Consider the following 25,388-nt stretch of genomic DNA (forward strand, 5'->3'; position numbering starts at 1 on the left):
GGCGCCCCCGGCGAGGAAGCGGATGACGTACTCGGTCATTTCACTTTCCTCCACATTTTCAAGAGCGGACCGCCGATACCGTAGACCGGATCCTTGCGTGGCACAGACACCTTCGGGATGGACTTGAGCGCGCGCGGACGATCCTCAACCGTCGTGCATTCGTCGTACGTCCCTGTCGGCGGGTAGGCGCCGATGACGAGGAAGTCATTGTCTGCGCCTAGGCACTGATGGCCCGTGCCGGCGGGAAGAACGGCGACGTCGCCGGCCTTCAACGTGAAGATCCGCCCCTTACTGCCGCCGAAACGAACGCGCCCTTTTCCGCGCGCAATGCCGAGCACCTCATGGATTTGGGAGTGATAGTGAACGTAGTCGTAGATGCCGTTGCGCCAGGTATCACCCCACCCATTCGCCTCGAACAGGTCTTCGATCTCGGCCGCCGGGTCGTGGCGCTCATCGAAACTGACTGCATGGCGATAAATGACCAGCGGCCATCGCGGATGATTGGGGATGAGACCGTCATCCTTGAACCGAACGGTGTGCGGCTTTCGCGCTTGCGCGAAGTCCATCGCTTTCCGCTTGCCGGGGCGCCGCAAACCGGTGGCGCGTTCCGCATACCCCTTTAGATCCTCAAGGGTCGGCATGATCGTTCTCCGTCGAAGCGTCGAGCGGGTAACCGGTGCACAGCCGCACGAACTGTACAAGAACCGCTCCCAGTGCAAAACCTTGCGACGACATTGCTCGCCCAGTGCGCCAGGACGACTAAGCGCGTCAGCGAGATGCCGACCGCGACGGCGCGGATCGCAAGACGCGGGCCGGCCGGCAAGGCGCCGGCCGCCGATGCCAAGGCCCCAATGTGCAGCGCGTGGCCGGAAGGAAAGGCGTCCTCTCGTATCCTGGAAAATGGGACACCGTGGAGGTGCCTGATCTCCGTTCTGCGGTCCGGTCGGGTCTGGTCGAACGGACGTTTCAAACCATGGGCAGCAGCGACGCCGCCACGGTGACCAGCAGAGCATGATTGCCCGCGCGCCGCAGCGGCTCGCCCTGCCCGCGCGACGCCAGCCAGCCAGCCGCCGCCAGAACCAGAAGGACCTTCTCGCCGGCGCCCCAAGTCAGGGCGCGGGCTCCCATCTCCGGAGCCGGCGCAGTGTTGCGCGCGATGAAGCGTGCGGCCACATCCGCTTTGGTCGGCCGGACGGTACCGGAAAGCTTGTGATATCGCCCAACGCAAGCGAATGCTCGGAACCAATCTTGCGGCCCATTGCGGGATAGAACTCCCTCGGAGATCCGTCGGACGCGAGTCGATGTCATGCCGCATGAACGGGAAGCCGCCGAAGCAGACGATGTGGCTTCCTCCGCGGCTGTCATCTGTCGCTATTCCGCGGCCTGGACACTCGGCGGAATTTCCACCGGCGCGAGCGGAGATACGGCAGGCCCATTGAGCGCGGTACCATCCGGCGCGAATTGAGAACCGTGGCAGGGGCAGTCCCAGCATTGTTCTAGCGAATTCCAATGCACGACACAGCCAAGATGGGTGCAGCTTGCCGACAGCAGGCGCAACTCGCCCTGGCGATCGCGGCTGGCGGCAATCTTCTTCAATCCGTTCCGAACCAGCCGGCCCTCTCCCAAGCGAAGCCGCTCCACCGAGGCAAGCGCATCGGCGCCGAGATATTCCGCAAAGTTCTTCAGCGGCGTGATGTTCTCACTGATGAAGGTGGTGATGTTCTTGAAGATCTTGCGCTCGGGCAAATAGACGGCCTCCCAGCTATTGCCGCCGACCGTAATCAGATCCGCAATCAGAAGGCCTGCCACGAGACCATTGGTTATGCCCTGTCCGGAATCGCCGCTGACGAGGAAAACATGCTCTTCGTCCGGGCTGCGTCCAACGAAGCCGGTGAAGTCCATGGGTTCGAGCACTTGGCCAGACCAACGATGGGTGATCTGGCCGATATTTGGCAACCGCGTTCGCGTCCACCGTTCGAGTGCGGAAAAGCGCGCCTGGCCATCGTCGACCTCGCCGGACTTGTGGTCTTCACCGCCGACGATCACGATGTCCTCATCCGCCGAAGCCGGCTGCAGGCGGACATAGTGATAGGGATCGAGCGTGTCCCAATACAGCGCATCCGGCAGCGAGCCGGCCGGGACCTTGGCCGCAATCACATAGGTGCGATAGGGTGCCTGCTTGGTATGGATCGCGGCCCGCAGATTGACCGGCGAGTTCGTCGCGACGACAACGTCCGTGACCCGCACCTCGCCGCTTGAAGTCTTGAGAACGATTTCTCCGCGACCGCGCTCGATCGTCTCGACGCAGGTGTCACCGTAAAGCCTAGCGCCGCGCCGATGCAGCGCTTTCGCCAATCCGGCAAGGTATTTGGTCGGATGAAAGCGCGCCTGTTGGGGGAAACGAAGCGAGCGCGCAAGACCGCCGTCATGGATGGGTGTCGGATCGCTGCAAAGCTCGACGGGAATTCCAAGCTTCCTACAGCTTTCGAATTCCTCATCCAGATGCGATGGCAGGGTCTCCGGCGCCAACACCCAAAAGCCATCGACGCGGCGGAAATCACAATCAATTCCCTCGGCGGACTGGATCGCCTGCGCGCGGTCGATCGCGGCGGCGACGCTCTGGTAATACAGCCGGGCGCAATCCTCACCGCGGACCCTGATCAGCTCCTTGTAGTCGTCGTCCAAGGCTGTTGCCAAATGCGCAGTGGTGCGCGCCGTCATTCCGCTGCCGATACGACCGCGGTCGAGCACGATGACCGAGCGCCCGCGCGCGGCCAGTTCATAGGCCACCGACAGACCGGCGATGCCGGCACCGACCACGCCGACGTCGGCACGTGCCTGCCCCAAATAGCGCGCAGCCGCCGGAATGAACGCCTCCATCCAAAGCGATTTGGTATCCTCATCCAGCACGTTCATGGCATTTGTCCTCCGGCATACAAACGAAGAGCAAAGCGCAACTGTTCCTTTGAACAGAGGCCTCCGCATTCGAGCCCAAATGTACCGGACCTATATGGACTGTCATGGTGCAGCTTCAGCTTCGAGGCCTCCTCGGGCCTCAGATTGAGCGCTGCAACACTGCCGCCGCTGACACCCCACCGCCGACCGTGCCGTCGATGACGGCCGAGCCGAGTAACGATCGCTTTGTCCCCAGAAACGGACCTTATGAGTACGAGCCTAACCGTCAGTATCGTCCTGGGATCTGCGTGCGCGGCCTCTGGCTGCGCCTCTTCTCTCCGCTGCGACCGCCTTGGCGCGCTCCTCGCAGCGGGCGCGAAGCTCCTCCAACTCGTCCGCCGAGAGATGCTCGATGCCGACGAAAGAATTCTGGACGCTACCGGTTCGGATGAGCTCATCCAACTTGACCTGGATCGCTGCGCTGTCCCGGTTCTGTGAGTTCTGGATTAGGAAGACCATCAGAAAGGTCACGATGGTCGTACCTGTGTTGATGACGAGCTGCCACGTATCGGAGAATCGGAACAGAGGTCCCGTAACGGCCCAGATCATGATCACTGCGCAGGCCAAGACAAAGGCCGATGCCCGGCCTGCCGCCTGCGAGGCCTTGTTTGCGATGGACGCGAACAACCGCCGCGGATGCCGCTCGCTTTGCTGATGGCGCATGCAATCCTCCTTCTATCGAACCGTAACCAAACGCCCTGAACAACGCTGCTCACGGGACGATCGGAGACGCGGGCGTGCCGAGGTGTTCGGAGCCGGCCGAGAGGTGGGCGGGCCTGGCGGCGAGAAGCCGTCGATAGTGAGTCTCGTAGGTCCGTGCCATCCGGTCCGAGGTGGAGCGCTCTTCGAACCGCACCCGGACTTTACGCCGGTCGATCCGGGCCAGCTTTTTCACCGCCCGGACCGCCTCCGCTTCGTTCTCGACGATGGTCACTCCTTCGTCGACGACCTCCGGCACCGATCCGGCCCGATAGGCGATCACGGGCGTCCCGCGGGCCATCGCCTCGATCATCACCAGGCCGAACGGCTCCGGCCACTTGATTGGAAACAGCAGGCCGCAGCGGCCGACAGAAACGTGCTGCTTGCCGCGTTGTCCACCTCGCCGACGAGCTCGACCCGAGTGCCGTCGATCTCCGGCTGGATGTGCTTCTCGAAGTAGCCGGTTTCGCCGCGAGGCACCTTCGCGGCGATCCGCAGCGGCATGCCGGCCGCCCGCGCGATCCGGATGGCGCCCTCCGGCCCCTTGTCCGGCGTGAGCCGTCCGAGGAAGGCGAGGTACGATCCGGGAGCGTAGGACGGCCGAAACCGGCCGGCAAGCCGTGATGCACCGTCCCGGACCAGTTCGCATCCTCGAGCGGAGAGCGCTGGTTGTCGGAAATCGAGACGAAGCACTTCTCGCGAAACTGCCGAACCACCTCGCCGATGCCAGGCAGGTCGAGGCGTCCGTGCAGGGTGGTGAGGAACGGGATCCCGCACCGGCTGAGCGCCGGCAGGTGCAGCCAGTCGATGTGTGCATGAATAACGTCGAACTCGCGGGCGCGACGCGAGACCGCTTCGATCAACAGCGTACAGGCCGTGTTCGGGTCGACGCGCGGGCGCCCGAGACGCAAGGCGCGCGGCCACACCGCATGCAGCTCTCCGCGCGTCCTGGAATCGCCGCTCGCGAACAGGGTCACCTCATGGCCGAGCTCGACCAGCTCGTCGACCAGCCAAGCCACAACCCTTTCCGTACCGCCGTAAAGTTTCGGGGGAACGCTTTCGGCCAACGGAGCGATCTGGACGATCCGCATCGGCCTCCGCCCCTCAGCTCTCCGCCGCGCTACGCGAGGCGGCGCATACCAGCAGAAGGCCGGCGACAAGCGCGATCAGGACCCTTTCAACCGATAACTCGGCAAGTCCGTGCGCTCGCCGGCGACGCGCTAAAACCGTTCTCATGGGCCTCGCACACCAATTCCGACCAACGGTGACGCGGCGGCTTCGTTCCTGTGCGCGACTCGCGGCTTCCGACCGCCTCGCCAGGGGACCGGCACCCTATAATAGTCGTCACCGATTAGCGGCATCGATGGTTGCGGATTTCCGAACTGGGATTTGCCTGCATGAGCTGACCGACGGTCTTATTTGGCCGCTGAGCGGCTTCGACCCGTAGGATATCGGCGCGCTTGCAGAGCGCCGACGCCAGTAACATCAGGAACAGTGCGCGATTTGCCCGGTATCTGGCGGCGGCTCTGCTGGTTTCCGACCCCTGCATGAGCAGTCGGCCATTGGACGTGCAGAGATACCACCTGAATGTCCGGCGGCGCTGCCTCAGATTGATTTCGAAGAGCGGCAGGTGATCGGGCATGGCCTTTTTGTCGGCAATATACTTCGTCGTCCTCGGTGCGTTACGCAGGGTTCAAGAGTTCACGAAAAAAGTTTTGAAACCGCAAAAGATCGAAGATTGCCTCTCGCAATCGGAGCTCGGGTGCAACGAAGGACCGATAGAGCGCCACCATCATGCGGACTGCCGCTGCGCGGCGGCCCAAGGCCGCCGCAGCCGCATGGGGACGCCGCCCGGTCGGGGCGGATCGTCGTCCTCTCCGTCCAGCCGCCGCAACGCGGCGAGAATATCGGCCAGGCGAAGGGTGTAGCCCATGCCCGGGATTTCTCGCAGGGCGGGACAGGATTCGACCGCGAACATCTCGGATGCCCAGGACGAGAGGATGATCCTCTTCTCCGGGATGGAGAGTTCGCCGTCGTTCAGGACATCGTCCGGAGACGCATAGTGCGCGGCCGGATGGAAAAGGGGATCGAGATTGCCGGTGATCGTGTTGGCATTGCTCATCTGTTGGCTCCCTGCGCTCCTTTCGGGACTGCTTCGATTAGTAGCCGGACGGCGGCGGGGCCGCCGTCCGGCTGTCGCTACTGGGTGTTGATGGCGATGCGCTTGACGCCCGCCCGCGGGTTCTCGGACTTCGGCAGAGACACGGTTAGGACGCCGTTCTTGAACGAAGCCTCCGCCTTGTCCTCCTCGACGTCTTCGAGCGGGATCCGCCGCTCGAAGGCGCCGTAAGTCCGCTCTGTGAAGTATCTGCCTTCGTCCTTGCGCTCGTTCTTCTTCTCGCCTCGGAGAGTCAGGACGCCGCCGGCGATCTCGATCTGGACGTCGTTCTCCGTCATGCCGGGCAGTTCGGCCGTGATGGTGAGCGCCTTGTCGGTCTCGCTGAGCTCGATCTTGGGCCAGCCGAATTGCCCTTCCATCAGCGGTGACAGACCCGTACCGCCGAAGCCGCGGAAGACATCGTCGAACAGACGGTTCATCTCGCGATGCAGCGTCATGAATGGATCGTAGCTACCGCGCGCCGGCGCGAGCTCCTGGTTTCTCGACCGGGGGATGAGATCACGAATTGCCATTTGATTGTTCTCCTTCATCAGGTGCGGCAGGGTGCGCGGTCGCGCTTGCGCACGCCGCGTTCCCGACGAACTTCGAATTGGCGTCAGGCTGCCTTTTTCTGCTCGATCTGCGCCGAGGAAGAAGCGCCGCCGCCAATCTGGATCCGGCGCGGCTTCATGGCTTCCGGCACCTCGCGGACGAGGTCGATGATCAGCAGCCCGTCCTGGAACGACGCTTGCTTGACCTGGACGTAGTCGGCGAGGTTGAACACGCGCCGGAACGGACGTGCCGCGATCCCCTGGAAGAGATATTCGCCGGCCGGCTTCTCGGGCTTCCTGCCCTCGATGGTGAGCGCATTCTGCTCGGCCGTCACCGCGATGTCGTCCGCGCCGAAGCCTGCGACGGCCAACGTGATCCGGTAGTGATCCTCGCTGGAGCGTTCGATGTTGTAGGGGGGATAGTTGTCCTCGTTCGTCTGCCGCAGCGTGCTGTCGACGAGGTCGGCCAGATGGTCGAAGCCGATGGTGGAGCGCCACAGGGGCGCGAAGTCAAACGTGGTCCTCATAACCAAGTCCTCCAAAAGAGCAAGATGGGTACGAAGGAGCGCAGGGCGGAAATCCAGAAGGGTCCGAAGTTTCCAGACCGGCGCCCGCGCCGGACCCGAGCTGGCATCCGGCACACCGCTCTCGCGGCAACAAAAAAACTAGAAAAGCGCAAAAGCGTTTCAAGATGCCGCCAAAAAAATTTGAAACGGCGCGCTGGCGGCACGATTCAGGACCGGTGGCGGAGACCCTTGATAGTCACGTCAGGCCAAATAAATCTGTCCCCGGAAGCTTGCTCTTCCGACTTTTCTAAACCGCAAAAGCTGGTGACCGACCACGTCACGCGACGCTGCCGTCGGATCTCCGCCAAGGCATCGTCCGTGACGCCCCAGAAGCATTCGCCCTATAGGAAACGTCGCACAGAAGCGGTCGATCAAGAGCGCACCCGCTCGCATCGGGATGACCGGCTCGCACCGCGCAGACGTAAGCTCTCGAATAGGCGCCGGGCATGCAGCTCCGGTAGCCGTGTGGCAATTGGTTCCGACCACCCCTCGGGAAAAAGAGGAAGTCCTGCCGCTCTCCCGGAACGATTGCCATCATTCACGGGTTCTCGCAGCGCCGCATCCAGCGGCCAGGAGAGACTCATGAAGAAGCTGCTGCTGATGTCTGCGGCCGCCGCGCTCGTCTCGACGGGCGCGATGGCTCAGTCGACGGTGGTCACCACCACAGGCGCCGGTCATGCCGCCGTGCAGATCGAGCCGGAATACCGCACCAAGATCCGCACCTACGTGACCGAGCACAAGATCCGCCCGGTCGAGACGCGCGAGAAGATCGTCGTAGGTCAGCCCGTTCCGCGCGATGTCGAACTCGAGGCGGTGCCCGCCGACTGGGGTCCGTCGCTCACCAAATACCGCTACGTCTACTCCGGCGAACGCGTGATGCTGGTCGATCCGTCGACGCGCACCGTGGTCCAAGAGGTGGACTAAGTCCACCGCGGCGGGTCGCGGGAGGAGGCGGCCCGCTGCAAGCCGGCGTTCGGCACCCGCCGAGAAGCGACTCCTGAACTGCGAGTGCGGTCCATGCCGATCATCCGATACTTCGTATTCGTGGGCGGGCTGCTGCTGGCGCTGCTCTTCGCCGCGGACCGCTACCTGCCGGCGCCGGTCGAGCGTACCGACGCGACCGATACCGGCAGGACGACCATCAGGATCCGGTCGGCGAAGAACCTTCCGGAGAAGATCGTCTTCGACACGCGGCCGCGCGCCGATGTTCCGAAGATGGCGCAGGCTTATTCGATGCCGGAAGAACCGCAGCAATCGGCGCGAGAGGCGATGGCCTCGATGCCTGCGGCACCGCCTCCCGACGCCAAGAAAGAGCCGCCTGAGCGCAAACGCGCGGAAGCTCGTCCGCAGGCGAAGCGGTGGGCGAAATCCGCGAGAAGACCAGCCGAACCACGGCTGGCGTTCGACCGGCACGATTTCTTCACCGGCGGATGGTGGTGATCTGCAATATCCCTCTTCACGCAACGAGAAGGCCGCGCTCGTTCCGAACGCGGCCTGACGGGCCGAGAGCGAGGGTGCCGCCTCACCAGTGGTGATGATGCCAGCGGTGCCGCACGACCGGATAGGCGCCGCCGTAATAGGCGTAGGCGGGCCGGACGATGCGACGGTACCGATAACCATAGGACACCGGTGCCGTGTAGTAGGTCGTGGCGTAGCCGCCGCCCCATCGATAGGGCGCATCGTAGGCGTAGGGTCCGCCATAATACCCGGCGCCGTAGTAGCCGGGACCGTAGTCGTAGTAGCCCGGTCCCCAGGCATACGCCGAGGAGGCAAGCCCGCCGATCACCGCGCCGGCGATCAGGCCCCCGGCGATGCCGGGTCCCCAGCCCCCTCGCCAATGAGCTTCAGCCGGCGACGGCGCTGCGATCGAGCCGAGACCGAGAGCGCCGATCGTCGCGGCCACCATTGCAATCTTCTTCATCGGATCACTCCTTTGCACGTTTCTCGCCCGGCCAGCCAACGGGAAAAACAGGCAATGGTTGCTTTTTGCCCAAGTGCCGAGGGGCAATGGGGTGCACGGCGCCGCTGCGGCAGTCACTCGAAAATTTCGAGCTTGGACACAAACATTTCGACCGAAGAGGGGGTTCAATCCGCGTGCGGTGCGGCGACTTTCGGAGCTTGCCGAGTTGGACTTCGCGTGTAGACTCGGCAGGATATTGGGGCGCTTAACATTCTTGAATTCGGCGCCCGTGCGATTGCGCTACGATTGTTTTTCCTTTGGGGGTTTCCCATGTTTCGGTCCGGCAACGACCGCGCTTCTGCGCGCCGTCCTCGACGAAGTCTGCGAAGACGTCTCGCGCTATGAGACCGGCGCCCGCACCCACGTGGCGTCCAGGATTCTGGAAGCCGCCACCAAGAGCGACACTTCGCGCGACAGGCTGAAGCAGGTCGGCCGCGAGGCTCTCCACGATGCGCCAACGATGTGGCGATAGGCGGAGGAGAGCGGGAGGTGAATTTCCAGGTCACAGTGCTGAAGATCCTGGTGAGCTATCCCGACGGTTTCGCCCTCATGGCGGACCTCAAGCGCGACATGGCAATCCTGGCGACGAGCGGACGTGACTGGGCCGAGCGGACCAAGTGCCTGGCCGCGCGCGTGCCGGATCTGGACATCTTCTCGCAAGGACTGGTCGAGCGCCTGAACGGCGGTTGGCGTATCACCGAGAAGGGCCGCGGACTGCTGGAGTTCGAAGCCCGGCCTGGCCAGCCGGATCCGGCAAGCGAACCACCCATAGCTGAACCGTTGCCGGCGCCTCGTCTTCACGACTCAGCACGGCTTGAGCGAGCCCAACGCCGGCAACGCCGCCGAGCCGCCCGCGACCGCACGCGGGCGAAAGCTTCCTGATCGACCTGTCGAGCGCTTCTCCGCCAAAGGTCGAAGCTTCGGGAAAAACTAGAAACTTTCGCCATCGCGCTGAGTTGGCAGCGACTGGATGCGGTCGTTTGGAGCGTGAGGATGGTCGACGAAGTCACGGTGAGAAGGGCGGCAGAGACAGCCTGGACCATGTACCGGGCGGCGCACCCTGACGTCGACGTTCAGGACAGCCGCCGCTGCCTGCTCGAGCGCTATCTGCACAGGAGACGGGAAGAGCGAGAGAGCGATGCCGAAGAACTCACCAGCTTCGGGATAGCCTACCTGTACCAGCTTCCCGAAGACGAATGTTGACGGGCATGAAGATGTTCGTCGGGCGCGTGGTTCGCGAGAGCACAAGGCCCAGTTGGACGCTGCTTGCGATTTCATACCTCCTTTCTGCGGTCATCGTGATTGCCCTGCGGTCCGTGGTCGGGGCCTAGCCGATGCGGATCGCCCAGCTTGCTCCGTTGGCCGAGAGCGTTCCGCCGAAGCTTTATGGCGGCACGGAGCGCGTGATCGCGTGGCTTGTCGACGAACTGGTCGAGCTCGGACACGACGTCACCCTGTTCGCGAGCGGGGATTCGAAGACGAAGGGAAAGCTCCATCCCGTCTGGCCGCGCGCGCTACGCCTGGGGCGGAGGGGTGCGGATCCGAACGCCGCATGCGCGCTGCTGATCGAAGCCATCGCCGAGCGCGCGGGCGACTTCGACGTAATCCACTCCCACGTCGACTGGCTGCCTCTTCCGGTGCTGAGCCGGACCGGCATGCCGTTCCTCACGACGATGCACGGCCGCCTCGATCTTCCCGGCCTGTCCGACGTGATCGGGGCTTTCCCGAACGCGCCATTCGTCTCGATTTCCGACAACCAGCGTCGACCGCTTCCCGACGCGAACTGGATCGCGACGATCCAGCACGGTCTGCCCAAGGATCTGCTACGGCCCTCCTACGAACCGGGTTCGTATCTGGCCTTTCTTGGGCGGCTGACGGCGGACAAGGGACCGGAAGCCGCCATACGCATCGCACGCGCCGCGCGGATGCCGCTGCGGATAGCGGCCAAAATACCTCGCGCGGAGACGGCCTACTTCAAGAAGAAGCTCGAGCCGAACATCGATGGCGGGGAGATCCAACTTGTCGGCGAAGTGGACGAAATCAGGAAGCAGCCGTTCCTCGCCGGGGCCGCCGCCTTGCTGTTTCCGATCGGGTGGCCGGAGCCGTTCGGTCTCGTCATGATCGAAGCGATGGCGTGCGGGACGCCCGTGATTGCCTACCGAGCGGGTTCGGTGCCCGAAGTGGTGGAAGACGGCGCCACCGGCTTTATCGTGGATAACGAGGAGCAGGCGATCAGGGCGGTGAACGAACTGGGCCGGCTGGACAGAAGAGTGGTCCGCGCCCGGTTCGAGGAGCGCTTTGCCGCGAGCCGGATGGCGAAGGAATACGAACGCCGATATCGCGAGCTGCTCGGTCGCGGAGGACGCGAAGGATTCGAGAAGGGGGCAGCCATATCTCTTTCCGCAGTCGGAACAGCTTCTGAGTCTCTTCGTTGAGTTGCCGATCGGGAGGCTCGCATGAAAACCATTCTTTCCGCGACGGCGGCTTTTGTTGTTTTCGCGACGGCGGCACTTGCGGACGAAGTACCTCCTCCGCAGCCGAAGGTCCAGCAGAACGACGACCCTGCGAAACAAACGGAAGACTGTTCGAAGCAGGTTTGGCCGCATTTTTCGCAGGCTTGCCTCCGCCCCGAAGGCTAGGGGATTGCCGTGCGGCTTGTGACCATCGAACATCGGTAGTGGACTGGTCCGGACGCCGCGAAGTCTTGATCGAATCCTTTCAGACCACCATTCCGAGCTGAAGAGTGACCAGGAACGAGTGGCAATCGCGGGCGTTGGGCCGGGCATCTGAAAGGGTGCTGGTTCACGTTGGAGGAGATAATCGATGAAAAGCTTTCTCGCCGTTGCTCTGCTTGGCACTGCCGTGATCGGCGGCGCCGCGTTCGCCCAATCCACTCAGCCAGCCGATCGCGGCGCCCCGGCGGCCACCGCCCACCCAGCCGATGCGAAGATGGCGCTGAAGGGCAACTGGCGCGCCTCGAAGCTCATGGGGCTGAACGTCTACAACGAAGCCAACGAGAAGCTCGGCGACATCAACGAGCTGCTCGTCGACAAGAGCGGCAAGATCAACGCGGTGGTGATCGGCATCGGCGGCTTCCTGGGAATGGGCGAGCACGACATCGCCGTCTCGATCGACAAGCTGAAATTTGCGGAAGAGCCTGTCCGGACCAGCTCGAGCAGCACCTCGACCACCTCGCGCGACACCACCACCGGCGCCGCGTCGACGACGACCACGAACCGCAACGCAAACGATTGGGTACCCGACCACGCCGTCATGAGTGGCAACAAGGAGCAATTGAAGGCGCTCCCGCAGTTCAAATACTCGGACTACAACTAACAGGACGAGCGTTCTTGGAGATTAGGGCCCCCACCGCGGGGCCCTTTTTCTGTCCTCAGGGGCCCGGCGAAGCGATCCTGCACGAAAAAAACGGCCCGCCCGAATTACCGGGCAGGCCGTTCACGCGCGCGGGCAATCGCTTAGTGCATGTGAACTATCCAATAGCCGACGCCGCCAACAACGAGCACGGCGGGAACGGCCCATAAAATCAGGACAGGCATCTTCTCCTCCAATTGCCGTTTTCGCGAGGTCGGCTCGGCCCCGCGATAGCCGTTTACTGTTCGGTGCAGACCTTGGTGGTCTTCACGGCGGACTCGGCTTCCGTCTTGGTCTTGTAGACGCCGTCGCCCACGACCGTCGTGGTGGTCGTCGTCGGCTTGGTGTCAACGACGGTGCACTTCTTGGTAGTCGCGTCGCGCACGATGTAGAACTCGGCGGCGCTGGCGGCCTGGGTGCCGAGGGCGAAGGCGGCGAGAGCGCCGCATACGATCAGCTTCGTCATGGTGTCTCCTCCAATGGCTTCTAAGTAGTTACTGCCAACGAGAGGGCTCGCGCGAAGTTCCGTTTGTTCCCGATGCGGCGCGCCGCCCCAATGCGAGAATGATTCCTCTGCCGACCGGAAGAATTTTCGGCTGCGCCGTTTCAGACGATTTACCGAAACTTCCCGATCAGGAACCCGGCGCTTTGTCCGGTGTTGTTCGGCGACCAATTAGGAGGATTCAGATGAACAAGCGTTTATTCTTGGCCACGACCGCCGCAGTCGCGCTCGCAACTTCGGCTCTCGCGCAATCTTCTCCGAGCACGTCGAGCTCCATTCCGTCAGCTACGCAGCGTCAGCAGGATTCAACATCGGCGCCGCCGCCGTCCTCTTCGACGTCGACACCGTTGTCCAACTCCTCTTCGGGATCCGCGCAGACCAATCCTTCGAATTCGGCCCAGACGCAGCCTCCGTCATCGACCGGCCAGAGCGCTGCAGGCCAAACCTCCGGTACGGGCACCAACACCACGCAGGCGCCCACGTCGAACAACTCTACCAACCAGGCGCAGACCAGCCAGCCCTCCAGCCAGACCAATCCGCCTTCGAACCAGGCGCAGACCAATCCGCCTGCGAACAATCAGACGCAGAGCGCGAACCCACCGGCTTCGGGCACCACTCAGGCGCAGTCCCCGACGGGTAGCAATTCGACCACCACGGCCCAGCAGCCGGCGAACACGGCCGATCGCTCGAACACGAACGTGGATGCGTCTGTAAATATCAACGATCAGCAGCGGACGCGGATCAGCACGTCGATTTCGCACCTGAACGTGCAGCCGCTCAACAACGTGAATTTCTCGTTGTCGGTCGGCACGGCCGTGCCGCGCGATGTGCGTCTACAGCCGCTGCCTGCGGAGGTCGTCGAGATCGTGCCGCAGTACCGGGGCTACAACTTCGTGCTGGTGAAGGACGAGATCGTGATCGTGGAGCCCTCCAGCTACAAGATCGTCGCGGTCCTGCCGTACTCGGGCCGCTCCACGGCGGCCGCTCCGGCGCCCGCCGAGCAGCGCAAGACGACGTTCACCGATAGGGACCGCGAGGTGATCCGCAAGCACGCCAAGGCACGTCCCGTCGAGCGCGAGCGACAAACGACCGGCAGCACGGTCCGAACCGAGATCCGCCGGGGCGAGCGCGTGCCGGAGGGCGTCGAAATCGACGCCTTCCCCGACGAGGTCTATCGCGAGGCGCCGAGTCTGCGGGAGTACCGGTACATTCACCGGGATAGCCGCACCTACATCGTCGAGCCGCAGGAACGTCGCGTCATCGAAGAAATCGACTGATCGCGCCAAACGGAGGAAGACGAACATGAAGACAATTGTGCTCGGTGCTTTCGCGACGGCCTTGTTGGCGTCGGCTGCCTCGGCCGCTCCGCTCAATCCGGCCTCGCTCGGGTCGGCGGAGGTGGCCAACGTCGATCAGGTTCGCCTGGTCTGCAATGAGTATGGCCGCTGCTACCGCACCCGCGGCCCCCGCTACGTCCAGCGGTACTACGGCGGAGACGACGGCTATGTGGTGCGCCGGAGCTACGGCTCCTATGGCGGGCCCGGCTACTACGATCGCGGCTACGGCTATTACGGCGGTGGCCCAAGCATCGGTTTCAGCTTCGGCACCCGGAGCTGGTGAACTAAAGGAAAGGGCCGCTCTCTGAGTGGCCCTTGCGACATGGATTACGTTTTCTCGGTGATGAGATGTCCGCTGAAGCTCTTCAGCCGGAAGGAGCAATTGCTGGCGCGGCTCGAAGCCGATCCTGGCGCGAACGAGCGCGCCGAAATCCAGACGCTCCTCGCCAAGATCGAGACCGCGCTGAAGTTGCTTGGTACCCGGGATTCCGCCGCTACGGGCGAAGATCAATAGTCCTTGGGGAGCACAGGATTGAGAAGGCGAAAGCTTCACCGAAGCCTTCGCCTCGCGGCGCTTCCCAGGATTGGCGGACGAAGGCCCCAGCTCCGGGGGGCAGGGGGCTATGAGCTGGGGCCAGTACGGGGTCGCCCCTTGGGGCAGGGGCCTCGGGAAAACTTGGCACTCGCGCTTTCGTTCCTCTTCTTCGCGCTGCGAAGTTTCGGATCGGGTCGCCAGGAAAGACGCGGAGGTCCCGTCCGCGTCTGCGACGATTTTCGTCGCCGCCCGCCGCCTGCACGCTCGCAGGACGCGAGCGGGGGCAGTCTGCGAAAGTTAAAATTGGCCGCTAAGAAGCAATGCTCCCTCAGCAGATCAGCGCTACGATGCGCCCTGCTGGGGGCAACAATGGCCATCTACCGAATACTTCAAAACTCGCCTCTTGAGCCTGAAGAGATCACGCGCCTTTCGACGGCTTATGAACAGGCCCTGCGTACGATTGGCGTACAGGATCGCAACGACCCCCTCACCGAACTGATTGCCAAGAAGATCATCGAGATCGGTCAGACCGGCCTCAAGGACTCCGCTGCGATCTGCGGACGGGCCGTCGAGGAATTAGGCCTGCCGAAAGGTTGATTCCGCGGAGGCGTGCACCCAAGGGACGGATCCGACGGCGGTCCGGGCTACGGCGATCGCGGCTAAGGTTCGGCCGCGAGTAGAGCAGCTAACCCGACGGCGGCCCCTTTTCCTCGCCGAGCTCCCTGATCATGCGGACGATCTCCTCCGGATGGAAGGGCTTCCGCACAATCCGGCTGCTGCCGGGGACAAAGCGTGGTGGGGCGGGCGAAAAGCCCGTCGCGTAGATGACCGGCAGCTCCGGATCCTGCTCTCAGCAGCGCTTCGCGATCTGCCATCCATCGACCTGTCCAGGCAGCCGGCGCAGCCATCCGCGCGGCAAGCTTCGCCAACGCCGTGCGCGCTCGGTCGACGACTATTACGATGGCATACCAGCTCCGTGCGCTGCACCGCCAGAAGCTCCACGGCCAAGTGGCCGCAAAGAAGCCTGCGCCAGAACGGGCGACATGAGTCCTCACCCGAGCGGCCGTGCTTGCCTGAAATGGAAACCGTTAGGCGCGAACCTCCGGGCCAAACTGAGCACTTCACCCTCGCACGTTTCCAGCGCGATCTTCTGTGCGAGCATGACGTCACCGATCGGCAGACTGCCGATGGGCATGAAACACAATCCCACCTGTCGGCGACCTGTCTCGTCGAGCTCGCACACGTTAACCGAGGCCCCGGCGTGGATCCTGTAACGCATTCCGCTGTCGCTCCCGATCACCTCGAAATAGCCCTTCCTCACGAACTGCTCCCGCTGCGCCGGCGATAGCCATTCCCGCAAGAGCCGCAGCGACCGGCCCTCCGCCGTGCCCTCGGCGCCGTGCCTGATGAAGAGCGCTCTCGCCGCCTTCATTCGGGAGCGGCCGCCCCGCGAAGGTTGATAGCCGAACATGATTGCCCGCTACCCGCCGACCAATCTGGGGAAGAAGACAGTTTCCTTCGCAGTCGGGTCGAACGATCTGATCTGCGAAACCTGACCTTGGCCCGTGCGGACCGCCGCGGTGAAGCCGTTATTGGTGAGTTCGTAGAACCGCTGTTCCGCTCTTGCCAGTTCTGGTGCGTTATCCGCGTTGAAATAATGCCGGCTGTCGCCGCTACGGTCCATAACGATCTGAATTGCCATGATCGTCCTCCTCGGATTGCTGGTGACCAAGGACCTCAATCGAGTATCCGACCGACGTCACAGAATATCAAGAGTTCGTCGCAACGGCGGAAGGATCGACGCAGGAGCGGGAGACTGGGCAAAGCGATCGCGCCACCACCCGTGTCAAGGCCGCGCAACGCCTCGACCCGTCCAAAATGCCGCTCAGCCGGCGGAGGAGTTGCTAATGCCGATGAAGGTGGCGTCGGTACGGCAGTGCAGTCTCCGCGGAGGTCCTGATCAGTGACCAGTTTTGGCAGCTCCATTCAGCCCGAGGTCGATCTCATCGCGCTCCTCGCAACTCTGGCTCGATGAAGCGCAGGCCGAGAGCACGGTAGAACTTCCTTGGCGCCAATCACGCTGCGGCTCTTGTGCAGACCGTCTTGATCGAGCCGCACGCCGCGAGCGCGCGAACTCGCTTGAGGTGGGCCGCGGACCAGTCGCGCGCAGCACCGTGGCCTTCAGTGCCGCAAATCAGCGACGCTTTTGATAGGCAGGCGTCATTCCAACTAGACGGAAAAAGACCGCCCGAAGGCGGTCTCTTCAGTTAAGCGCCGGGCCAAAATAGATCGGGATCAAACGTCCTCCGCCCGGAGTGGTTACAGCTAACCACCTTTCAACGAGTGCGGCCTGACAAATATAGTTGCAGTTCTGAAATGGAACAGAGCGCGTCTTGCAGGCACTGTCGCGTCTCCGCGCTCTATTCACAGTCGATCGAGGCGGATGATCCCACTTCGAAGCCGTCCGCCAGCTCTTCGCTGCTCCAAACTTGAGACGCAGCTACGAAGAGATCGAAACGGAAACCCTGCTTAGTGAACGGCTACCCGCGACCGTCGGGCGCTCCCGCAGCAGGCGAACGCAGACGGCGCCTTTCGATGAAGATCCCGCTCTCACTCGAAGAGAGCTCGATGATATTAATCTCTTTGTTCGTTGCGGCCTCGATGGCCGCGGGTCGCCGTGGTCCTCAACTCGTCCTAGAATTTCAGAGTCGTTCTCAGTCCGAAGATCGATGCATTTTTAAGCTGCTTTCCGGCAAAGGGTCCGGAGGGCAGGGGCGCGCCGCCCCCTGGATGGATGACGTACTGGACGTTGGGCTGCACTGTCCAACCGTCTCTGATCTGATACTGATAGACCGCGGTCAGCAGACCTTCGAAGCCCCGGAGCGGCCAGTCGGGACCGACGAAGGCTCGATAATCCGCATCCAGCGCCTGCGCCCCCTTGGACACGTGTGCATAGCCTGCTGCGATCCCAAACTTGTCATCCGGGCGGGTGTCGCTGAGACCGATGAACTCGAGACCCGCATCGGCATAGAGGTCGATCAGATTGCGGTCGGCAGGCGCCCCGGCAACGCGGGCGAAGACGCCGACGCCGCGATCGTCACTGCGTGGCAGTCGATAGATCTGCTGTTCAAAGACCATCCAGCCGCCGATATCGCCCGAGAGCAGCAAGGGTTCCCCGCTGCTGGCGGGCGACGCGAGCGAGACGCCATTGGATGCGAGACGCTGATCGGCGAAAGATCCGAAGTGACGCCAGCCACCGAACTTGATCTGACCGGCCAGATCGGGGTCGCCCTTCTTGTTGTTCCACGCATACTGGATCTGCCCGAGCAAGAGCGGCGGATCATTGACGCGGAAGTTCACGCCATAGCGATTGCGTTCTTGTGGGTCGCTGGGACCAGGCCCTGCCTGGTTGCCGTCGAATATTCCCCCAAGGATGGACCATTGGTCGGTGATGTTGACGAGGAGTCGCGCTCCCACCGCCGCCAAAGGTGGCGAGGGGCCGCCGCTGGGCAGGTCGAGTGAAGTGATCGCGGGCCAGCCCATGGAAGAGTTGGTAAAGACATCGGTGTACTTCGTGTTGAAGAACTCGCTATCAGCCGCGAGCTGGCCGAATTTGAGCGATACCTTTTTCGCGCCCCACTGCTTCTCGAAATAGGCCTCATATAGCCGGGTCGACGGCAGCGCCTCGATACCGCTCACGACGAAGAAGTTCTGGAGATTGATGCGCGATAGTCCATCGCCGTGAATCTGGAACATGTTGGCGTGAAACGTGAGTTTATCGATCCCGACGAGCTTCTGCAGATCGAGATCTACGGCGAGGTTCAGTCGACCTTCGTACACCGCCCCTTGCTTCAATCCACCGGAGGCGTTGCCGAGCACCTCGCCGATATAGGTCGCCGCGAACTTCACTCCATTTTTCTGCAGCGGGTTAGGCAGCAAACCGAGCGTCTTTTCCTCGATCGTGCTTTCGCCGGTGTCGGGGTCGGCCGGCTTGTCCTCGTCGGTTTTTTTGTCCTCCTGCGCAAGCGCGGGGGTGGCCACAAGCAGACCAAGAATGAAAAGCGAGCGCGCGATGCAGTGCTTCATTCCATTCGACTGGGCCAACTGGAACCGAGCCTCCTTCGGCGAGATGCACATTGGGCCACGGCCGGCCTTTCGATTCAAGCGCATTGATCGCCAGCGGAACTTCATCGCCGGCGCGGCCGGAAGGAAGGCGATGGGGATCGGGTCAATGTCGTTCGAAAGCGTATTTGGAGAGGCCTCTCGAGCGAGCGGCCCGACCGCGGGAATGATTTTTTCAACGCAAAGCAAAGCCCCCCGGCGGGCTTGGAACCAACATTTTGCTGGCCGGTTTCTCGCCCGTACCAATTCAAGAGAGGAGCGATCCCATGGCAAGCGGGAAGAATTTGAAGGAGCTGTTTCATGACACGCTGAAAGACATCTATTTTGCGGAAAAGAAGATCCTGTCGACCTTGCCGAAAATGGCGAAGGCGGCCCAGTCCAAGGATCTCAACGCCGCCTTCCAAAAACATGAGACCGAGACCGAAGAGCACGTGGCTCGACTCGAACAGGTGTTTGAGGAAATCGGCGAAACGCCGCGAGGCAAGACTTGCGATGCCATCATGGGCATCATCGAGGAGGGCCAAGAGGTTATGAAGGAATTCAAGGGCGCGCCCGCCCTCGATGCCGGTCTCCTTGCGGCGGCGCAGGCGGTCGAACATTATGAGATCGCCCGCTATGGGACGCTGAAGACCTGGGCCGCCGAGCTAGGGCTGAAACAGTCCGTGAAGCTGCTGGAAGCAACCCTTGCCGAAGAAAAGAAGACGGATGAGACCTTGACGAAGCTCGCCGAGAGTGAGGTCAATCAACACGCCCAAGCGGCTTGAAGAAAGGCTCATCCCCGTCTGGCCCCGTTGCCGTGAGTGGGCGGCGGGGCCGCCCCGGTCTCTACAATTGGAATCCAACGCCTGGTTGCTTGCATCTCATCTATCCGAGAAACAGTGCGCTATGCCCAATTTCTTCAACCTGCCACCCTTCACAGAAGACGGCGACGTGCACGTCGTCGTCGAAACACCGCGCGGCAGCCGCACCAAGTTCGCGTACGACCCGAAGCTTGAATGCTTCGCGCTCAGCAAATCGCTGCTGACCGGCCTTACGTATCCACACGACTGGGGCTTCGTGCCCTCGACCAAAGCCGATGATGGCGACCCGCTGGACGTCATGGTGATCCATGATGCGGCGACCTTCCCCGGCCTGGTCGTTACCTGCCGGGTCATCGGAATCCTCCAGATCGCGCAGAAGAGCAAAAGCAAAGCCGAGCGCAATGACCGTCTCTTTGCCGTGCCACGGCGCTCGCACTCCGAGCAGGCTTTGAAGGACATCGATGATCTAACGAAGCCGATCCGTGAGGAGCTTGAAAAGTTCTTCAAGGCGACCGACGAACTTGAAGACAAGAAGCTCAACATCATCGGCTGGAAGGGACCTAAGGCTGCGGTGCAGGCCATCAAGGATGCGGCAAAGGCTTTCGCGAAAGACGATAGGTAGCTTTAGACCTTGGCGCGCCGCTTCTTCGATACTGGAGATTTCAAGGCGACCGCGCGGGAGCTCAGAAGGGCAAGCACGCGCTGAAGCAAGGTTGATCGCGCGAGCCGGTAGCGCGAAGCCTTCGATGCCCGCAAGCACGCCGACGAACCATCGCCAGCACATCGGAGACGGGCCCGGGTCGAACATCTACCGAATACTTCAAAACTCGCATCTTGGGCCTGACGAAATTACGCTGCCAAAAGGTTGATTCCGCGGGAAGGGCGTGGTGCACCCAAGCGACGGATCCGACGGCGGTCCAGGCTACGGCGATCGCAAGGCTCGGCCGCGAGAGCAGCTAACCCGGCGGCGCTTCCTTTTCCTCGCCGAGCTCCTTGATCATGCGGACGATCTCCTCCGGATGGAAGGGCTTCTGGACGATCCGGCTGCCCGGGACGGGGCGTGGTGTGGCGGGCGAAAAGCCCGTCGCGTAGATGACCGGCAATTCCGGATCGCTTTCGCGGCAGCGCTCCGCGATCTGCCAGCCGTCGATGTTCCCGGGCAGCCTGACGTCGGTGACCAGCACGTCCGCGACGTGGCGCTTGCACCAGTCCAGCGCCTCTTCCCCGTTGCTCGCGTGGATGACGTGGTAGCCCGCATCGCGCAGCGCTTCGACAACGAATTCACGGATAAGGGGGTCGTCCTCGACGAGAAGTACGCTCACTGGCGGCTCACTTGGGATAGCGTTCGCAACGCATGTCGAACTGCCCAATTGCGTCGTCGTTCCTGGCGTGAGCGGGACTGGAGGGCTCAAGCGGCCTCGGCGCAACGCGAGGGATAGGGAAATCGGCAAGGCCGTTCGTGTGCTGGTAGTAAAGGATGAAGCTCCGATCTGCAGCTTCATCGAGGACGCCCCATGGTCGCCCGAGCGGCCGCTACGGCCATCCAGTCCCGCAGCAGTCCTCTGTCCTCTTTCGAAAAGGACGCGCGCCGCTTGAGATCGTCCAAGGTCTCGCCCGGATGGCATTGCCCGTAATCGTCGCGGATCAGCGACTCGAGATAGCTCGGGTCCCCCTCGCTGCCGGGATCGAGATGCTGGGGCGAGTCGGTTCTCATGGATTTCCTCTGGCGCACGTGGTGGCGGCGTCACGATGCAGCACATAACGGACATAACGGGAAGAGCAGTCGTTGGTTCGGGCGCAGATCCTTGCCTGGCGCCACGTCGACGGCGTCCAGGTCTGGAAGGTGCCGAGACGGAACCTCCGCAAGTTCAAGCCGTTCGCAGCCATGGGACTTGCCTGGAAGGAGCCATCAGATGATCGAAACCGATACGCTTTTGGGAGAAATGTCCCCGCTGCGGCGCCTGGCCCATGGCCGCGAACCTGCAGCGGACGTCATCCGCGCAGCCGGATATCCGGTTCAGGTGTCCAAGATGCCATAGTGACGAGGCGGGCCGGCTGCGTCGCCCGTTCGTGCAGCGCGGCCCGGAGCAGAATCTGGACGCGGCCTAAAGATGAAGATCCGGTCCCATTCTGAAAGCCACATCGTCGAGCTCGAAGACGGCTCGAAATGGCAGGTGTTTCCAGGCGATCTGGATCTCACGCTCGCCTGGAAACCCGAAACCGATTTAGCGGTCGCCGTGGCCGACGACGAGGTGGCCTCGCACGCGCTGGTCGGCGGCGGCGTAAAGGTCCGCGTCATACCAGCCGGCGAAAGCTGGCCCGTGCGTGAGGTCAAGAACGCGCTGAAGCAAGGGTGATCGCGCCGGTCCGAAGCACTTCGCCGCGTCGCGAGCCGTTCGCGATTTTCGTTGTGCGTGGAATAGCCTCAGAACATGCCGACCAAGGCGAAGACGGCGACCTCGATCAGGAAGGCGCTGGTCATGATGGCAACCGTGACGATCGCGTCGCCTGTCGACAAGGAATTCATGAAATGCCTCGCGCATTGCGAAGCCCCGAAGCCTTGAGAGGTCAATTCACCGATCGGCGGAAGGTTGCGGACCAGTCCTACGGAACCTGTAGTGAAACGCCATCTGCGCGCGCGATCAGGACGCGGGACGGCGTCATCCTTTATCCTTTGGCGCCGCCAGTATTGAGAAGCTGCGCGACCGCGGTGACGAGTTGCGCCGGCGCGAATGGTTTGGTGAGAAGGATGCTGTTCGGCACTCCGAGCCTGGCCCAGTCGCCGGGGGGGGTCCCGGTCACGTAGACGACGGGGAAGTCGGCGGCGCGCTCTCTGACCAGGCGAGCGAGATCCCAGCCGGTCGTCGCACCCTTCAGGCCGACGTCCGTCACAAGCGCGCGAAACTCATAGATACCGCTCCGCAGGACGGTCGCCGCCTCCTCGGCCGAGGACAGGATTTGCGGCCGGAAGCCGGCTTCGCTCAATGCCTCCTCCAGCATCTCCTGGATCTGGTAGTCGTCCTCCGCGACCAGCACGGTGAGAGAGTCGGTCAACTCGATGCCCCCTTGCGAAGTACCGGCGATTCTACGCAGCGGGGCCCATTCGGGTTCCCGTAGAAGTATTAAAAGTGGACCGAAACCCGCCTGGGTAGCTGGGCCATCGTGCCTGCTGGCTGTCCGTAGACTCACAGAATCCAAAATGCGCGGCGGATGGCCTTATGTATTCCACAGCACCGGGGCTGGCGTTTTCATCGCTATTGATATTTTTGCCGGTGGGCCGCAGGCGGTTCGTCTGCGGCCATTTTGCATGCGGCCCCCGGAATGCGGCGGATCGCTGTTGTCGACGGGGCCGGAGGATCAGCCGCTGCGGGCCGCGCCCACCGTATCGGCCATCCTCGCACCACGCGCGCCCATCGGCTTCTCGGATCCAGTTGTCGTGTCGCGCACTGTCTGGTGCTCCATCTCGGCGTCGAGCTCGGCTCCGAGCAGGATCACGATCGCTGAGATCCAGAGCCAGGTCATGAAGCCGATCGCGGCGCCGAGCGAGCCGTAGGTCTCGTTGAACTTGCCGAAACTGGCGGCATACCATGAGAACAACGCGGAGGCGCCAAGCCACAGCACGGTCGCAACCACGCTGCCCCAGGTGATCCAGCGCCAGCGCGGCGCCTCGCGGCTGGGGCCGAAGCGATAGATGAGCGCGAGCCCCAATGCGACCGCGACGAACATCGCGGGCCATCGGGCGAGGCGAATGAGGAGATCGGCGGCGTCCGAAAGCCCGACGAAGTTCAGCACCACCGGCAGCACGACGACGGCGCCGAGCGCGATCAGGACGAAGACGATGCCGGCGAGCGTGAAGGAGAGCGACGCCGCGTTCAACTTCACGAAGCCGCGCTTCTCCTTCTCGCCGTAGACGATGTTGAGCGTGTCGAACAGCGACTTCATCGCCGCGTTCGCGCTCCAGAGCGAGACCCCCAAGCCGATCGTGAAGGTGAGACCGAGCGTCTGGTTGCCCTTCGAGGCGACGCGCGTGAGCTGATCTCTGGCGACATCGATCGCGCCGCCCGGAATGAATCCGGAGACCTGGTCGAGATGCTTGGCGATGCTGCCCGGATCCGAGAAGAGGCCGTAGATCGCGACGAGGGCTGCCAGCGCCGGGAAGATCGCGAGCAGGCTGTAGTAGGTCATGCCGGCGGCGAGCGCGAGGACGCGGTGCTCGGAGATGTTGCCGTAGACCCGCAGCAGGATATCCTTCCATCCCTTCGCCGGAATCTCGGACGGCGATTCCGCCTCCCGGCCCCGATCGGCGCCTTCGGTCGCCAGACCGATCGCCGAGGCGTCGCGATCGGGCGCCTCCTTGCGGGGAAGAGCTTCTTCTTTGTCGGACCGGGCCACGTTCTCAGGCGGAGACAGGCGATCCCACAGGAAGGCGACCGCAAGAAGTCCCAGTGCTGCCGCGAGGCTCCACCCGCCGCGCTCCGTACGCCGGGTATCCGGCTCCGGCATCTTGACCATCGAATTCCTCCGCGGAATTCAATCGCACCGCGGAGAATGAGTTCCTCTTCGGTAGGTTTCGCAACGCGCGCGGCGGTGGCCAACGAACGCAAGGTCCAGTCACTGATCTCGCCGCCATCCTTTCGATCGCGCTCTCGAGGTGCCCAAACGCGGGCTCAGGCGCTCTTGGCGCCGGGCCATGCGACCACTTGTCCCGACATGACGAGACGGTCGCGGCCGCCGTCCTTGGCGGCATAGAGCGCGCGGTCGGCCGCCGCCACCAGGGAGCCGCATTCCAGCGCACCCTGCGAGGGCATGTTGGTCGCGCCACCGAGACTCACCGTGACGATCTTGGACGGCAGGTTCAGCGCGTGCAGCATGCCGAGGTCGCGCAGCGCCCGGCGGACATTCTCGCCGACGAGCTCGCAGCCCTCCGCGTCCGTGTTCGGCAGCAGCAGCGCGAACTCCTCGCCGCCGCGAGAAGCGGGCTGAGTTGCCATGGAAGACGAGAGGACTCGATTGCTCGATGAGGCCCAGAGGTGCCGGCGCCTGGCGGCCTCGATCAACGATCCGAACATCGCGCGGCTCAATGCGCTGGCCGACGAATACGAACGGCGTGCCAACGCTTCGCAACCGCAAAGGGCCGGAACGGGTGAGCTCTTCCGTCAGGCCTCGCCCGACGCGGATAGGGCCGCGACCGGTGGGACGACACGCAGCGGCGGTAGTGGACGCTCGGTGGAGCGGGAAACCGGTGAAGGCTTGCCGCCGTTGGCGTCGTATCGCTCCGCCAGCGCCAGCAATCGTCTTCGGGTAAATGGGTCGGCCCTTCCGGCGAGTTCGCGCACGCGATGCGCCATCGTCCGGTAGAATTCCTGCTCCAGCGCCATGACCCGTCACCCCACCAACGCTACCGAAGCGAGAAGTTGAGTAAATCGGCCGGTGACGTCAAGTGCCATCCGCTCGCTGCGGTGTGCTCTGCGATTCCTATTGAGCGAGCGACCGTTGCGGAACTAAGCTGTTCGCGGCAGGGGGAAATCCAGATGTCCGAGCTGCGCCTGATCCGAAAGCGGTGTCCGCACTGCGGGAGAGCGATGAAGCTTGTGCCCGAGCCGACGGGCCGGGGCGACGAGCGATACGTCTGCCACGCCTGCGAGGAGGACCCGCTGCACGACCCCGCCGCCTTGAAGTGGGTCGAGAGCCCGCTGCGGCCGCCGGCGAAGTAGCGCTCGGCATGGGCCGCCGGTCGGGACGACAGGACTGGCGGGATCGTCACCGGCGTACCAAGTCTCTGGAAGATGCCGCTCAAAACCCCGGGGGAAGTCGATGTCGACGGTCGCGAA

The 25,388-nt window shown here is 63.1% G+C and carries 36 protein-coding genes and 1 pseudogene; 16 read left to right on the plus strand and 21 right to left on the minus strand.

All coding sequences use genetic code 11. The features are described from left to right. Positions 1–35 precede the first annotated feature (35 nt). From JJC00_RS01780 to JJC00_RS01820, 10 genes and pseudogenes are all read right to left on the minus strand, one after another. A complete protein-coding gene (locus JJC00_RS01780) occupies positions 36–641 on the minus strand; it encodes a cupin domain-containing protein (protein ID WP_200471067.1) in 606 nt (201 codons plus the stop codon). Further along, positions 620–970, minus strand: coding sequence for a phosphatase PAP2 family protein (locus JJC00_RS37735; protein ID WP_246774064.1), 351 nt, complete (start codon positions 968–970; stop codon positions 620–622). Before JJC00_RS37735 ends, JJC00_RS01780 begins: the two co-directional genes overlap by 22 nt. After that, positions 967–1,173, minus strand: a complete 207-nt coding sequence (locus tag JJC00_RS37740) for a hypothetical protein (RefSeq protein ID WP_246774065.1) — start codon at positions 1,171–1,173, stop codon at positions 967–969. The genes JJC00_RS37735 and JJC00_RS37740 overlap by 4 nt, the downstream gene beginning before the upstream one ends. A gap of 198 nt (positions 1,174–1,371) precedes the next feature. Further along, positions 1,372–2,916 carry an FAD-dependent oxidoreductase gene (locus tag JJC00_RS01790; protein ID WP_200471068.1) on the minus strand — a complete coding sequence of 515 codons (1,545 nt, stop codon included), beginning with the start codon at positions 2,914–2,916 and terminating at the stop codon, positions 1,372–1,374. Between the two features lie 258 nt (positions 2,917–3,174). After that, entirely contained in the window at positions 3,175–3,618 is a 444-nt protein-coding gene (locus JJC00_RS01795; RefSeq protein ID WP_200471069.1) for a low affinity iron permease family protein, read from the minus strand. A 49-nt stretch (positions 3,619–3,667) separates the two neighbouring features. Continuing rightward, positions 3,668–4,745 (minus strand): annotated as a pseudogene (locus tag JJC00_RS01800) (glycosyltransferase family 4 protein). A 260-nt stretch (positions 4,746–5,005) separates the two neighbouring features. Next, positions 5,006–5,296 (minus strand): hypothetical protein, encoded by a 291-nt coding sequence (locus tag JJC00_RS01805; protein ID WP_200471070.1) that lies wholly within the window; start codon positions 5,294–5,296, stop codon positions 5,006–5,008. Positions 5,297–5,446: 150 nt separating this feature from the next. Continuing rightward, on the minus strand, positions 5,447–5,776 hold the full coding sequence (locus JJC00_RS01810; RefSeq protein ID WP_200471071.1) for a hypothetical protein: 330 nt from the start codon (positions 5,774–5,776) through the stop codon (positions 5,447–5,449). 77 nt (positions 5,777–5,853) lie between these two features. After that, the gene (locus tag JJC00_RS01815) at positions 5,854–6,345 is read right to left on the minus strand and encodes an Hsp20/alpha crystallin family protein (RefSeq protein ID WP_200471072.1); all 492 of its coding nucleotides are present in this window, start codon (positions 6,343–6,345) and stop codon (positions 5,854–5,856) included. A gap of 83 nt (positions 6,346–6,428) precedes the next feature. Further along, positions 6,429–6,890 (minus strand): Hsp20 family protein, encoded by a 462-nt coding sequence (locus JJC00_RS01820; RefSeq protein ID WP_200471073.1) that lies wholly within the window; start codon positions 6,888–6,890, stop codon positions 6,429–6,431. Between the two features lie 621 nt (positions 6,891–7,511). Between JJC00_RS01820 and JJC00_RS01825 the strand changes: the two genes are divergently transcribed. Beyond that, positions 7,512–7,853 (plus strand): DUF1236 domain-containing protein, encoded by a 342-nt coding sequence (locus JJC00_RS01825; protein WP_200471074.1) that lies wholly within the window; start codon positions 7,512–7,514, stop codon positions 7,851–7,853. A 93-nt stretch (positions 7,854–7,946) separates the two neighbouring features. Next, on the plus strand, positions 7,947–8,369 hold the full coding sequence (locus JJC00_RS01830; protein WP_200471075.1) for a hypothetical protein: 423 nt from the start codon (positions 7,947–7,949) through the stop codon (positions 8,367–8,369). A gap of 82 nt (positions 8,370–8,451) precedes the next feature. On the opposite strand, the gene JJC00_RS01835 is transcribed toward JJC00_RS01830, so the two are convergent. Beyond that, positions 8,452–8,850: a hypothetical protein gene (locus JJC00_RS01835; protein WP_246774066.1), complete on the minus strand. Its 399-nt coding sequence runs from the start codon at positions 8,848–8,850 to the stop codon at positions 8,452–8,454. A 528-nt stretch (positions 8,851–9,378) separates the two neighbouring features. On the opposite strand from JJC00_RS01835, the gene JJC00_RS01840 reads away from it, so the two are divergent. The 5 genes from JJC00_RS01840 (at position 9,379) to JJC00_RS01860 (ending at position 12,225) form a co-directional block, all read left to right on the plus strand. Continuing rightward, the gene (locus JJC00_RS01840; RefSeq protein WP_200471076.1) at positions 9,379–9,771 is read left to right on the plus strand and encodes a hypothetical protein; all 393 of its coding nucleotides are present in this window, start codon (positions 9,379–9,381) and stop codon (positions 9,769–9,771) included. Between the two features lie 111 nt (positions 9,772–9,882). Then, the gene (locus tag JJC00_RS01845) at positions 9,883–10,092 is read left to right on the plus strand and encodes a hypothetical protein (RefSeq protein WP_200471077.1); all 210 of its coding nucleotides are present in this window, start codon (positions 9,883–9,885) and stop codon (positions 10,090–10,092) included. Positions 10,093–10,223: 131 nt separating this feature from the next. Continuing rightward, positions 10,224–11,324, plus strand: coding sequence for a glycosyltransferase family 4 protein (locus JJC00_RS01850; protein WP_200471078.1), 1,101 nt, complete (start codon positions 10,224–10,226; stop codon positions 11,322–11,324). Positions 11,325–11,345: 21 nt separating this feature from the next. After that, positions 11,346–11,528 carry a hypothetical protein gene (locus JJC00_RS01855; protein ID WP_200471079.1) on the plus strand — a complete coding sequence of 61 codons (183 nt, stop codon included), beginning with the start codon at positions 11,346–11,348 and terminating at the stop codon, positions 11,526–11,528. Between the two features lie 184 nt (positions 11,529–11,712). After that, positions 11,713–12,225: a PRC-barrel domain-containing protein gene (locus JJC00_RS01860; RefSeq protein WP_200471080.1), complete on the plus strand. Its 513-nt coding sequence runs from the start codon at positions 11,713–11,715 to the stop codon at positions 12,223–12,225. Between the two features lie 274 nt (positions 12,226–12,499). On the opposite strand, the gene JJC00_RS01865 is transcribed toward JJC00_RS01860, so the two are convergent. Further along, positions 12,500–12,727: a hypothetical protein gene (locus tag JJC00_RS01865; protein WP_200471081.1), complete on the minus strand. Its 228-nt coding sequence runs from the start codon at positions 12,725–12,727 to the stop codon at positions 12,500–12,502. 221 nt (positions 12,728–12,948) lie between these two features. On the opposite strand from JJC00_RS01865, the gene JJC00_RS01870 reads away from it, so the two are divergent. From JJC00_RS01870 to JJC00_RS01885, 4 genes are all read left to right on the plus strand, one after another. After that, complete coding sequence (locus tag JJC00_RS01870) at positions 12,949–14,040, plus strand: DUF1236 domain-containing protein (protein WP_200473950.1); 1,092 nt, start codon at positions 12,949–12,951, stop codon at positions 14,038–14,040. A 25-nt stretch (positions 14,041–14,065) separates the two neighbouring features. Further along, positions 14,066–14,383, plus strand: a complete 318-nt coding sequence (locus JJC00_RS01875) for a hypothetical protein (protein ID WP_200471082.1) — start codon at positions 14,066–14,068, stop codon at positions 14,381–14,383. Between the two features lie 39 nt (positions 14,384–14,422). Next, positions 14,423–14,614, plus strand: coding sequence for a hypothetical protein (locus JJC00_RS01880; RefSeq protein WP_200474384.1), 192 nt, complete (start codon positions 14,423–14,425; stop codon positions 14,612–14,614). Positions 14,615–15,004: 390 nt separating this feature from the next. Continuing rightward, positions 15,005–15,232, plus strand: a complete 228-nt coding sequence (locus tag JJC00_RS01885; protein ID WP_200471083.1) for a hypothetical protein — start codon at positions 15,005–15,007, stop codon at positions 15,230–15,232. 454 nt (positions 15,233–15,686) lie between these two features. Here JJC00_RS01885 and JJC00_RS01890 read toward each other — a convergent pair whose 3' ends face one another. The 3 genes from JJC00_RS01890 to JJC00_RS01900 all read right to left on the minus strand — a co-directional run bounded on the left by JJC00_RS01890 (position 15,687) and on the right by JJC00_RS01900 (position 18,721). Continuing rightward, positions 15,687–16,106, minus strand: coding sequence for a hypothetical protein (locus JJC00_RS01890; RefSeq protein WP_246774067.1), 420 nt, complete (start codon positions 16,104–16,106; stop codon positions 15,687–15,689). Between the two features lie 9 nt (positions 16,107–16,115). Further along, positions 16,116–16,337 (minus strand): hypothetical protein, encoded by a 222-nt coding sequence (locus JJC00_RS01895; RefSeq protein ID WP_200471084.1) that lies wholly within the window; start codon positions 16,335–16,337, stop codon positions 16,116–16,118. A gap of 992 nt (positions 16,338–17,329) precedes the next feature. Further along, positions 17,330–18,721 carry a carbohydrate porin gene (locus JJC00_RS01900; protein ID WP_200471085.1) on the minus strand — a complete coding sequence of 464 codons (1,392 nt, stop codon included), beginning with the start codon at positions 18,719–18,721 and terminating at the stop codon, positions 17,330–17,332. Here JJC00_RS01900 and JJC00_RS01905 point away from each other — a divergent pair. The 3 genes from JJC00_RS01905 to JJC00_RS01915 all read left to right on the plus strand — a co-directional run bounded on the left by JJC00_RS01905 (position 18,690) and on the right by JJC00_RS01915 (position 20,179). Continuing rightward, on the plus strand, positions 18,690–19,061 hold the full coding sequence (locus JJC00_RS01905) for a hypothetical protein (RefSeq protein WP_200471086.1): 372 nt from the start codon (positions 18,690–18,692) through the stop codon (positions 19,059–19,061). The genes JJC00_RS01900 and JJC00_RS01905 overlap by 32 nt on opposite strands. Then, positions 19,024–19,521 carry a ferritin-like domain-containing protein gene (locus tag JJC00_RS01910; protein ID WP_200471087.1) on the plus strand — a complete coding sequence of 166 codons (498 nt, stop codon included), beginning with the start codon at positions 19,024–19,026 and terminating at the stop codon, positions 19,519–19,521. The genes JJC00_RS01905 and JJC00_RS01910 overlap by 38 nt, the downstream gene beginning before the upstream one ends. 67 nt (positions 19,522–19,588) lie before the next feature. Beyond that, on the plus strand, positions 19,589–20,179 hold the full coding sequence (locus tag JJC00_RS01915; RefSeq protein ID WP_246774068.1) for an inorganic diphosphatase: 591 nt from the start codon (positions 19,589–19,591) through the stop codon (positions 20,177–20,179). 334 nt (positions 20,180–20,513) lie between these two features. Here JJC00_RS01915 and JJC00_RS01920 read toward each other — a convergent pair whose 3' ends face one another. Both JJC00_RS01920 and JJC00_RS01925 read right to left on the minus strand, forming a co-directional pair. After that, a complete protein-coding gene (locus tag JJC00_RS01920; RefSeq protein WP_200471088.1) occupies positions 20,514–20,879 on the minus strand; it encodes a response regulator in 366 nt (121 codons plus the stop codon). Between the two features lie 176 nt (positions 20,880–21,055). Continuing rightward, a complete protein-coding gene (locus JJC00_RS01925) occupies positions 21,056–21,271 on the minus strand; it encodes a hypothetical protein (RefSeq protein ID WP_200471089.1) in 216 nt (71 codons plus the stop codon). A gap of 199 nt (positions 21,272–21,470) precedes the next feature. Here JJC00_RS01925 and JJC00_RS38535 point away from each other — a divergent pair, with 199 nt between their 5' ends. Beyond that, positions 21,471–21,596 carry a hypothetical protein gene (locus JJC00_RS38535; protein WP_283816788.1) on the plus strand — a complete coding sequence of 42 codons (126 nt, stop codon included), beginning with the start codon at positions 21,471–21,473 and terminating at the stop codon, positions 21,594–21,596. A gap of 72 nt (positions 21,597–21,668) precedes the next feature. Continuing rightward, positions 21,669–21,914: a hypothetical protein gene (locus JJC00_RS01930; RefSeq protein ID WP_200471090.1), complete on the plus strand. Its 246-nt coding sequence runs from the start codon at positions 21,669–21,671 to the stop codon at positions 21,912–21,914. Between the two features lie 310 nt (positions 21,915–22,224). Here JJC00_RS01930 and JJC00_RS01935 read toward each other — a convergent pair whose 3' ends face one another. The 4 genes from JJC00_RS01935 to JJC00_RS01950 form a co-directional block, all read right to left on the minus strand. Beyond that, positions 22,225–22,611, minus strand: a complete 387-nt coding sequence (locus JJC00_RS01935) for a response regulator (RefSeq protein ID WP_200471091.1) — start codon at positions 22,609–22,611, stop codon at positions 22,225–22,227. 303 nt (positions 22,612–22,914) lie between these two features. Next, positions 22,915–24,069: a YihY/virulence factor BrkB family protein gene (locus tag JJC00_RS01940; RefSeq protein ID WP_246774069.1), complete on the minus strand. Its 1,155-nt coding sequence runs from the start codon at positions 24,067–24,069 to the stop codon at positions 22,915–22,917. 155 nt (positions 24,070–24,224) lie between these two features. Beyond that, positions 24,225–24,548 (minus strand): diguanylate cyclase domain-containing protein, encoded by a 324-nt coding sequence (locus JJC00_RS01945; protein WP_433996476.1) that lies wholly within the window; start codon positions 24,546–24,548, stop codon positions 24,225–24,227. A gap of 165 nt (positions 24,549–24,713) precedes the next feature. After that, positions 24,714–24,929 carry a hypothetical protein gene (locus JJC00_RS01950; RefSeq protein ID WP_200473954.1) on the minus strand — a complete coding sequence of 72 codons (216 nt, stop codon included), beginning with the start codon at positions 24,927–24,929 and terminating at the stop codon, positions 24,714–24,716. Between the last annotated feature and the right edge of the window lie 459 nt (positions 24,930–25,388).

It is taken from the genome of Bradyrhizobium diazoefficiens, assembly GCF_016616885.1.
Taxonomy (GTDB): domain Bacteria; phylum Pseudomonadota; class Alphaproteobacteria; order Rhizobiales; family Xanthobacteraceae; genus Bradyrhizobium; species Bradyrhizobium diazoefficiens_F.

Bases quoted from the DNA above. Each gene is read 5' to 3' on its own strand.
- JJC00_RS01780 (WP_200471067.1), bottom strand. From the start codon at position 641: ATGCCGACCCTTGAGGATCTAAAGGGGTATGCGGAACGCGCCACCGGT.
- JJC00_RS01790 (WP_200471068.1), bottom strand. From the start codon at position 2,916: ATGAACGTGCTGGATGAGGATACCAAATCGCTTTGGATGGAGGCGTTC.
- JJC00_RS01795 (WP_200471069.1), bottom strand. From the start codon at position 3,618: ATGCGCCATCAGCAAAGCGAGCGGCATCCGCGGCGGTTGTTCGCGTCC.
- JJC00_RS01805 (WP_200471070.1), bottom strand. From the start codon at position 5,296: ATGCCCGATCACCTGCCGCTCTTCGAAATCAATCTGAGGCAGCGCCGC.
- JJC00_RS01810 (WP_200471071.1), bottom strand. From the start codon at position 5,776: ATGAGCAATGCCAACACGATCACCGGCAATCTCGATCCCCTTTTCCAT.
- JJC00_RS01815 (WP_200471072.1), bottom strand. From the start codon at position 6,345: ATGGCAATTCGTGATCTCATCCCCCGGTCGAGAAACCAGGAGCTCGCG.
- JJC00_RS01820 (WP_200471073.1), bottom strand. From the start codon at position 6,890: ATGAGGACCACGTTTGACTTCGCGCCCCTGTGGCGCTCCACCATCGGC.
- JJC00_RS01825 (WP_200471074.1), top strand. From the start codon at position 7,512: ATGAAGAAGCTGCTGCTGATGTCTGCGGCCGCCGCGCTCGTCTCGACG.
- JJC00_RS01830 (WP_200471075.1), top strand. From the start codon at position 7,947: ATGCCGATCATCCGATACTTCGTATTCGTGGGCGGGCTGCTGCTGGCG.
- JJC00_RS01835 (WP_246774066.1), bottom strand. From the start codon at position 8,850: ATGAAGAAGATTGCAATGGTGGCCGCGACGATCGGCGCTCTCGGTCTC.
- JJC00_RS01845 (WP_200471077.1), top strand. From the start codon at position 9,883: ATGGTCGACGAAGTCACGGTGAGAAGGGCGGCAGAGACAGCCTGGACC.
- JJC00_RS01850 (WP_200471078.1), top strand. From the start codon at position 10,224: ATGCGGATCGCCCAGCTTGCTCCGTTGGCCGAGAGCGTTCCGCCGAAG.
- JJC00_RS01855 (WP_200471079.1), top strand. From the start codon at position 11,346: ATGAAAACCATTCTTTCCGCGACGGCGGCTTTTGTTGTTTTCGCGACG.
- JJC00_RS01860 (WP_200471080.1), top strand. From the start codon at position 11,713: ATGAAAAGCTTTCTCGCCGTTGCTCTGCTTGGCACTGCCGTGATCGGC.
- JJC00_RS01865 (WP_200471081.1), bottom strand. From the start codon at position 12,727: ATGACGAAGCTGATCGTATGCGGCGCTCTCGCCGCCTTCGCCCTCGGC.
- JJC00_RS01870 (WP_200473950.1), top strand. From the start codon at position 12,949: ATGAACAAGCGTTTATTCTTGGCCACGACCGCCGCAGTCGCGCTCGCA.
- JJC00_RS01875 (WP_200471082.1), top strand. From the start codon at position 14,066: ATGAAGACAATTGTGCTCGGTGCTTTCGCGACGGCCTTGTTGGCGTCG.
- JJC00_RS01880 (WP_200474384.1), top strand. From the start codon at position 14,423: ATGGATTACGTTTTCTCGGTGATGAGATGTCCGCTGAAGCTCTTCAGC.
- JJC00_RS01885 (WP_200471083.1), top strand. From the start codon at position 15,005: ATGGCCATCTACCGAATACTTCAAAACTCGCCTCTTGAGCCTGAAGAG.
- JJC00_RS01890 (WP_246774067.1), bottom strand. From the start codon at position 16,106: ATGTTCGGCTATCAACCTTCGCGGGGCGGCCGCTCCCGAATGAAGGCG.
- JJC00_RS01895 (WP_200471084.1), bottom strand. From the start codon at position 16,337: ATGGCAATTCAGATCGTTATGGACCGTAGCGGCGACAGCCGGCATTAT.
- JJC00_RS01905 (WP_200471086.1), top strand. From the start codon at position 18,690: ATGAAAAGCGAGCGCGCGATGCAGTGCTTCATTCCATTCGACTGGGCC.
- JJC00_RS01900 (WP_200471085.1), bottom strand. From the start codon at position 18,721: ATGAAGCACTGCATCGCGCGCTCGCTTTTCATTCTTGGTCTGCTTGTG.
- JJC00_RS01910 (WP_200471087.1), top strand. From the start codon at position 19,024: ATGGCAAGCGGGAAGAATTTGAAGGAGCTGTTTCATGACACGCTGAAA.
- JJC00_RS01925 (WP_200471089.1), bottom strand. From the start codon at position 21,271: ATGAGAACCGACTCGCCCCAGCATCTCGATCCCGGCAGCGAGGGGGAC.
- JJC00_RS38535 (WP_283816788.1), top strand. From the start codon at position 21,471: ATGATCGAAACCGATACGCTTTTGGGAGAAATGTCCCCGCTGCGGCGC.
- JJC00_RS01930 (WP_200471090.1), top strand. From the start codon at position 21,669: ATGAAGATCCGGTCCCATTCTGAAAGCCACATCGTCGAGCTCGAAGAC.
- JJC00_RS01940 (WP_246774069.1), bottom strand. From the start codon at position 24,069: ATGGTCAAGATGCCGGAGCCGGATACCCGGCGTACGGAGCGCGGCGGG.
- JJC00_RS01945 (WP_433996476.1), bottom strand. From the start codon at position 24,548: ATGGCAACTCAGCCCGCTTCTCGCGGCGGCGAGGAGTTCGCGCTGCTG.